This is a genomic window from Candidatus Stygibacter australis (genome assembly GCA_030765845.1).
In the GTDB taxonomy this organism is placed as follows: Bacteria; Cloacimonadota; Cloacimonadia; order Cloacimonadales; family TCS61; genus Stygibacter; species Stygibacter australis.
Window position 1 is genome coordinate 1 of the sequence record JAVCDJ010000154.1, and the last position, 6648, is coordinate 6648.

The 6648-nt window shown below is 33.1% G+C and carries 6 protein-coding genes; all 6 read right to left on the bottom strand.

Going from position 1 to position 6648, the window contains the following annotated elements:
- Positions 1-102: 102 nt before the first annotated feature.
- Positions 103-2130 carry a hypothetical protein gene (locus RAO94_07680; GenBank protein MDP8322214.1) on the bottom strand — a complete coding sequence of 676 codons (2028 nt, stop codon included), beginning with the start codon at positions 2128-2130 and terminating at the stop codon, positions 103-105.
- Between the two features lie 46 nt (positions 2131-2176).
- Entirely contained in the window at positions 2177-3247 is a 1071-nt protein-coding gene (locus tag RAO94_07685; GenBank protein ID MDP8322215.1) for a type I restriction endonuclease, read from the bottom strand.
- 306 nt (positions 3248-3553) lie between these two features.
- Positions 3554-5377: a DUF262 domain-containing protein gene (locus RAO94_07690; protein ID MDP8322216.1), complete on the bottom strand. Its 1824-nt coding sequence runs from the start codon at positions 5375-5377 to the stop codon at positions 3554-3556.
- A 244-nt stretch (positions 5378-5621) separates the two neighbouring features.
- Positions 5622-5912 carry a hypothetical protein gene (locus tag RAO94_07695; GenBank protein MDP8322217.1) on the bottom strand — a complete coding sequence of 97 codons (291 nt, stop codon included), beginning with the start codon at positions 5910-5912 and terminating at the stop codon, positions 5622-5624.
- A gap of 89 nt (positions 5913-6001) precedes the next feature.
- Positions 6002-6262 (bottom strand): hypothetical protein, encoded by a 261-nt coding sequence (locus RAO94_07700; protein ID MDP8322218.1) that lies wholly within the window; start codon positions 6260-6262, stop codon positions 6002-6004.
- Positions 6263-6276: 14 nt separating this feature from the next.
- A partial coding sequence (locus tag RAO94_07705; protein ID MDP8322219.1) for a hypothetical protein occupies positions 6277-6648 on the bottom strand: 372 nt, incomplete at its 5' end.

The following is a 6648-nucleotide window of genomic DNA, read 5'->3' on the forward strand; positions in this document are numbered from 1 at the left end:
TATCAGTTTACTGACTAATAAAGCCAGTTAATACTGCTTTGCTTATTTTTAAAAGCCTAAGCTACAATTTTTCGAGAACCATTTTCTCCTATTTTCCTGCTATTATGCAGAACTCATATAAAATATCTCTGAAAACTCAATATTCCAGATGAAGTAGTCATTTTTTGCTAAATTGGATTTTTCTTTCTTCAACTCATTTATTCTTCTTTCCAATTCCAATACTTCTTGCTCAATGTCTTCAACGACTTGTTTATTTAATCCTATTTTTTCTTGAACTGACTGACCATTATCAAAAAGGTCTTGTTGTGCATATTGTTTTCCTTCTTGGTAATATCTAATATCTTCTTTCTTCTTCTTAATCTTCTTTATGATTTCTTCAATCTGTTCATCTAATATACCTGCAAAGATAAGTTTTTCTTCCTGTTTGATCATTCCCCGGTCGTGTCTTACATTCTCAAAATAGTCTTTTTTCATTAATTGTAAATCACGGATTTTTTTCTTTAAATATCTCGATATTTTAGCAAAACCATGCAGAGGAAATATCTTATTACCAATTCTTTGAACGAGACTATCACCCTGGCAAACTTTGAAATTTAAACTTGGCAATAAAGGTAAAGAACTTAACCTCTCCTCATCCGGCATTTCAATAAAAAGTACAAGCCAAAGTCTCAATTGATTTATCCAAACCGCCCATTGTTTTACTTCCACACCATATAGACTACGAGAGATAATTTTTCTTTTTCTGTTGTAACTATCATTTTCTCTTAGTTCATCCGGTGCTGTTGGTAATTCACCCAGAAATTCCAGCAATTCATCAATTACCTGCAGCATACCCACTTCAAATGCTCCTGATCCTGCTGCAGGATCACAAACCCTAACGTCTTCCAATAATCTGTATATCAATGTAATTTTTGCAGGAATGATTTCCAAACTTTCCCGTTCTTCCTCAACCCCAAAGATCAGTTTGTACAAATCACTTTTTTCGAGAACCACATGTTTTTCCAGCCATTTACTCAATGATAATCTACACATTAGATCAACTTCAGTTCTCGGAGTATAGATTGCTCCCATTTCTTTATTGATCAACTTTTCAAATATAATCCCCAAAAACTCAGGATTTAATTCGAGTTCTTCATCATAGCGGGTATTTTCTTCAATTGTAAAATTGTATTGAAATAGAAATTCTATAAATGCCTTAACATCTTCATCTGGTAAATAATATCCTTTATCATCAACTCCTTCTTTTTCTTCAAATAACTCACCATTTAGATATGGAGCCATCTGCAATATATCCTCAGTTTCTTTACAAAAATGATTATGCTGATATTGCACTTTGTGACCAGGTGGTTTCTTGAAGGCTTCAAAAAAGAGTGGCGCAATCCATTTCTGATAGAATTCGTCACTAATACCTTTCTGATTACTGAAATCCTCATACTCATGCCAGAATCTCTGAATAAAATCTATTCTATTACCAAGCCAGCCTTTCTTCTGAACAAATCCAATAAAAATGAGCCGGATCACAAATAATAAAGCAAATTCCTCTCGCACTTGCTTCTCAATATAACCAGAACCGGATACCTTTAAAACAAGTCTATCAAAATGAGGTTTGAATTCAATATAAAACATTGAACTTACTTCTTCAATAGAAAATGCAGCTAAAATATTTTTTATGGATGAAAAAACTGTTTTCTTTATCTGCTGCCTGAATGTCTTGTTTGCCCTGTCAGGTTCAATATAAAAGCTATATCGTTTAAATGTTGTAAATCCTCTTCTACTTCCAAGATAATTCACCTTGATAAAGCTAAACCTGAAATGTCCATCATCATCAAAAAACACAACTAAAGCAGCATCAAGATTCTCATCTTTAATGACCTTCTTTACTATATCATATTGCTGCTTTCGGCAGGATTTCTGTAATATACTCCCCAAAATCTTACCTGCAAAGACTCCAATCTCTTCATCTTTTAAAGTGCTGATCAACCCCAATTTCAAAAATTCGTCAAATCTCTCATCTTCAGGTAAATATGAACTATAATCTTCCCGAGATTCACGAAACCCTTCTGCCTTACTTTGAAAGAAATCTATTATTGTTTCATAAGAAATATTTTCAATCAAACTCTCTATTGCCATTTCTACCCCTGTTACTATCATTACAAAATTACAATAATATTATTTTCTATATCTCGATCTTCAAACATTTTTTAACTTCATATCCATGCAATTTCAGAAATCTTATAGATTGGCTTATACAACCTTTTGCACTAAGATGTGCGTGCAAAAACTTTCCATTTTCCAAAGCCAATATACTTGAATTCTTGTTCCATCTATTAATCTTTGATAAAAATCCTTCCAGATCTGTTTCTGGATGTCTTTTAATTAGCTCAAAACAAACCGCTAGATATACTCTTCTCCATGAATTAACTTCAGTCCAACTAGTAATTATAAACACACGTTTCGGTTTCTTTCCTGCTGGATCAAAGCTATCCAAATCTATTATTGTTCCTTTTGTCTGCTGTTCAGGTTCTTCCTCATTAGTTAGATAGGGTAATGTAAAAACTTTTCTTTCCCAGAATTTCTCTATCTCTTCCAGCGAAATCATTCTCCCATATTTATTCTTCAATAGCTTCTGTGCAACCTCATAACACGAATCACCCATCTTTTTTGCTATGGATTGAGCTTCCCCTTTCACTTTTGCTAACATATTTATAAGCTTCATTTCCTCAAGCATTCTTTCACCGGATTGAATAGCTTTCCTACGGAAATTATCCTTAAGTAGTACTTCCTTCAAGGTAATTATTATATAGTCAATATCATCATCTTTCAGATTAAAGTCATTAAACAATCTCTGATCAAATGAACCTCCGGCAGATGGCAGATAAAATTTCCACTCAACCCCATCAGTCAAAATGCTAATGGCAGAGCGGTCATAATAATTGTATCTTTGAAGCTGCTCTTCATAAGCGGAATAATTTCCAGTTAATTTACCTGGTGCTTTTATTTCCAGAAATACTTCGGGGGTTCTATCAGAATGATTATTCATAAATAATGCAATATCGACCCTTCCGCTTTCTTCTTTTGTCTTAGGAAATTTCTTTACCGGATACTCAGTAACCACCTCATTCGGATCCCAGATATTCCATCCTAAAGCTAATAATATCCTGGCAACAAGAGAAAAACGCACCTGTTCTTCATTCTGAAATGCACCCTTTACTAGCTTCTTTCTAATATCTTGCAGTATTTCATTCATTTATCAACTCCTAATACAAACCAAACAATCATTTTAATATTAATTATGCAAGTGTTTTTTCCGAATAGGCTTCTCTGGAAAACGAGGGTGCGAAAAGGTGAAGAGGTGAAAGGGTGATGGGGAGAATAATTGACTTCATGACTGATTGAGGGAAGGAGGGGGTGAAAGGGAGATTTAAATTTAAAATGTAAAATGTAAAATTAAATGTAATGTAATATAATGTAATCAGAGCTGGGGAATAAACGAAGGGGCGAAGGTGTAATGAATAATTGGATCTCTTATTTATAATATCAGCATAAGATTAAATTAAAGAATTTTTTTTATTGAATCCGGTGACCAGATAATTTCAGCAATTTTCATATAAAGTATTTGTCTCTCATCTTGTTCGTTTTTATTGAATAACTTGTATGGCCTAAATGACAGGTTATTTTCATTATAAAAGCGAATAAAACCTGGATTATGAGAATAACAATCAGTATGCAATGACTTGACAAGAAGATTCTGGCTAAAGTAATAAGGTAATTTTTTTGCATAAGTTAAATCATTGTAACTCGCATTAAAACTCTTCGGCAAGAGCAGTAATCCCCCAATCCGATTGCGATATTCTGCAAAATCAGATGAATGTGGAAATTCATTAATATGTCGTTCCGGATGATTAGCCCAGATATGTTCTATTTCATAGCCATCCTTTCCCTTTTCTATATAATCAGCATATCTACTTTTCATACCAGAGGATGTTTCAATAAAATCTGTAATTCTAGATAGCAGATGGTGGATATTATGTCGATTTTGTTGATGCAAGTACAATCTATCATTATCGGCAAAAGAAATCGGTTCTTCGTTTAATTTATTTACAAGGATTTGGACTAAGTCTTGTAGAGATTTTCCCCGTATATCTTTTATGATATTGAACATAGAATACTGAATAGTGGAATAGGTGATACTTCTGAAATTCCAGATTCTTCGAGCAATAATTATATCAAGAAATATTGCTACGGCAAGAAGTTTCTTTTTAATGATCTCCTCTGAATCATCAGTAATCAGTGGAGCGAGAAGTAAGGGGAATTGCATAGTGAAGTTCATTTTGGCATTATAATAAATTGGCATTAACCCTGATGCAGGTTCCATAGATGCTTTTTTTATCCTTAAATATTGCTTAAGATAAAACTGCATATTTATTTTAATGAAATCATAATAGCATGTACTATCACTCAAATTCAGTAGATCAGTATTGTCCTTTAGCCAACGGTGAAATTCAGTACCAATCCTATCAAAATCCCGTGGAACTGCATTGCGTTTTCGTTCCCTTATGGTTTGAGCATATTGGCTCCGCAACCAGGCTTTGAATGCATCTGTGTTTTCTTCTTTTCCTAATTCTCTCAGCCGTTTTGACCAATCCTTCCAGATATCAACTGCTTTATTTCTCTTCTCTCCTTCTGTTATATTAGCAAGTAAAAAACCTTTTAGCATATCTAAAGGATTTAGTGAAAGTCCTCTATCATTCATAGCTTCAAATATTGAATATGCGTCTTCATCAGTATACGCAGTTATTTCTACGAAGTAAACATTTTGCAATAACCAGTCACTAAAATAGAGTAAAGATTGATCATTAATTTCTTCAGGGATTAGTTGCTCTATCTCATCATACCGTGCTAGAATATTCTGTACTGATTCTGTCATATTACTAGTATCAAAAGCGTCATTGTTAAAAATAAAATTCATACACTCCTTTCTTTCTTCTACGTTAATATTAAAGGTTTCAATACCATATACATCTGAAAATATTAAACTAGATAATTTTACCTTTTGATTATCATTCATCAGTTTGTTTTTCAGAAATATCAGCAAAAGAGTTAATGTTGTTAACCTTTGCTGACCATCAATTATATATCTAGCCCCATTTTTTTCACAAATTATTATTGAACCAAGAAAATAATTATCATAATTCTCAATATCAGTTCTCTCATCAGTATCTTGGTAGCTTTCTAAATATTTTCCAGTCAAATCTTCAATTAGCTCTTGCAAGTGCTTCTTTTGCCACTTATATTCTCTTTGATAATAATCAATTGAGAATTTTGTCTTATCCATCATCATTCGAATATTTTTCTCTTTCCCTTTAATCTCTTTCATAGCAATATCCTTTATATTATATTCTTACTATTAGATTAATTAAACTATAGCATAGTAGCTATTTATTTTTTAATAAATCAAAATCATAACAATTAAACCTATTATTTCTTGGCAAGAGTTTTTTCGGCTGAAAAATGACTGCTTGACTTCATGACTACTTGACTGCTGGACTTCATGACTGCTTGAGGGAACGAGGGGGTGAAGGAGGGAGAATAATTGAAAATTGAAAATGTAAAATGAGTGGTTATTTTGCTTCCTCATCACTATTTAACAAGCGTTGTTTCGCGATTAATAAAATATTCTCAATATCTTTTCCAATCTCGTACAATTCGTTCAAGAATTCTAATGCTCTTTTATCACCATACTCTCCTTTGAAATTATGAACCCCCATCGCAAAATAAGGGATATGAGACCCTGTTATCAAATTTTTGTAAGGTCTAGTGATTTCAACATTAATATCTTGTGAAGATCGATAAATAATTTTCCCTTGCACCTCTATACCATCTATGAGCATTGAGATAATTTCATTTCCCATTATGTACTCCTTTTTTTGATCAGGATTTTCAGGATGGAAGAAATTAACAGGATTAATCCTGAAAATAATTTAAATACTGGAAATCCTGATTATTCATGTTTCCCAAACCACTCCGTGATATCGAAGTAGATTTCCACTATGGAATCATCCAGCAACTTGATCTTGATAATATCATATCTTTTATCATTGTAGGGAATACAGGTTTGCTTGAGTTTTCTCCATTGCAGTCTTGGTATTCCGTATCTTTCTGCCAAATATTCATATTCTGCTTTCACACCTTCATTTTCAGATTTGATCCCAATAAATTTGACGGCAGTCTCATAAGATTCGCCAGTTTGGTTTTCAGCCATTTTTATCTCCTTTTTTAGGCAGTTAATATTTTTTTCTCAATGTTCGGATTTATTCTCACGAAGGTATTCATTGTTATTTCTTCATTGCCGGTCAGCATCAATACAATAAGTCCATTCTTCACAAGTTTGGCATCCTGATTAAAATATTTTCTGTTCAGATATAAACCGGGAAAGTCCATGCTGATCAACTTCAATAAGTCAGCGACTTTGCAGCTTGAATTGATCAGTTCTTTCCAGATCAGCTCGAGCAGTATGTAAATTTCGTTTTCGTCAAAGTCATATTGCCCTATCATCTCAGCGAAGGGAAAATGCTCTTCAGTAATATTAATTCTTTCTGCGATCCGGTTTATCTGCTTCTCTACCTCAAGGCAATCGTCTATCATGTA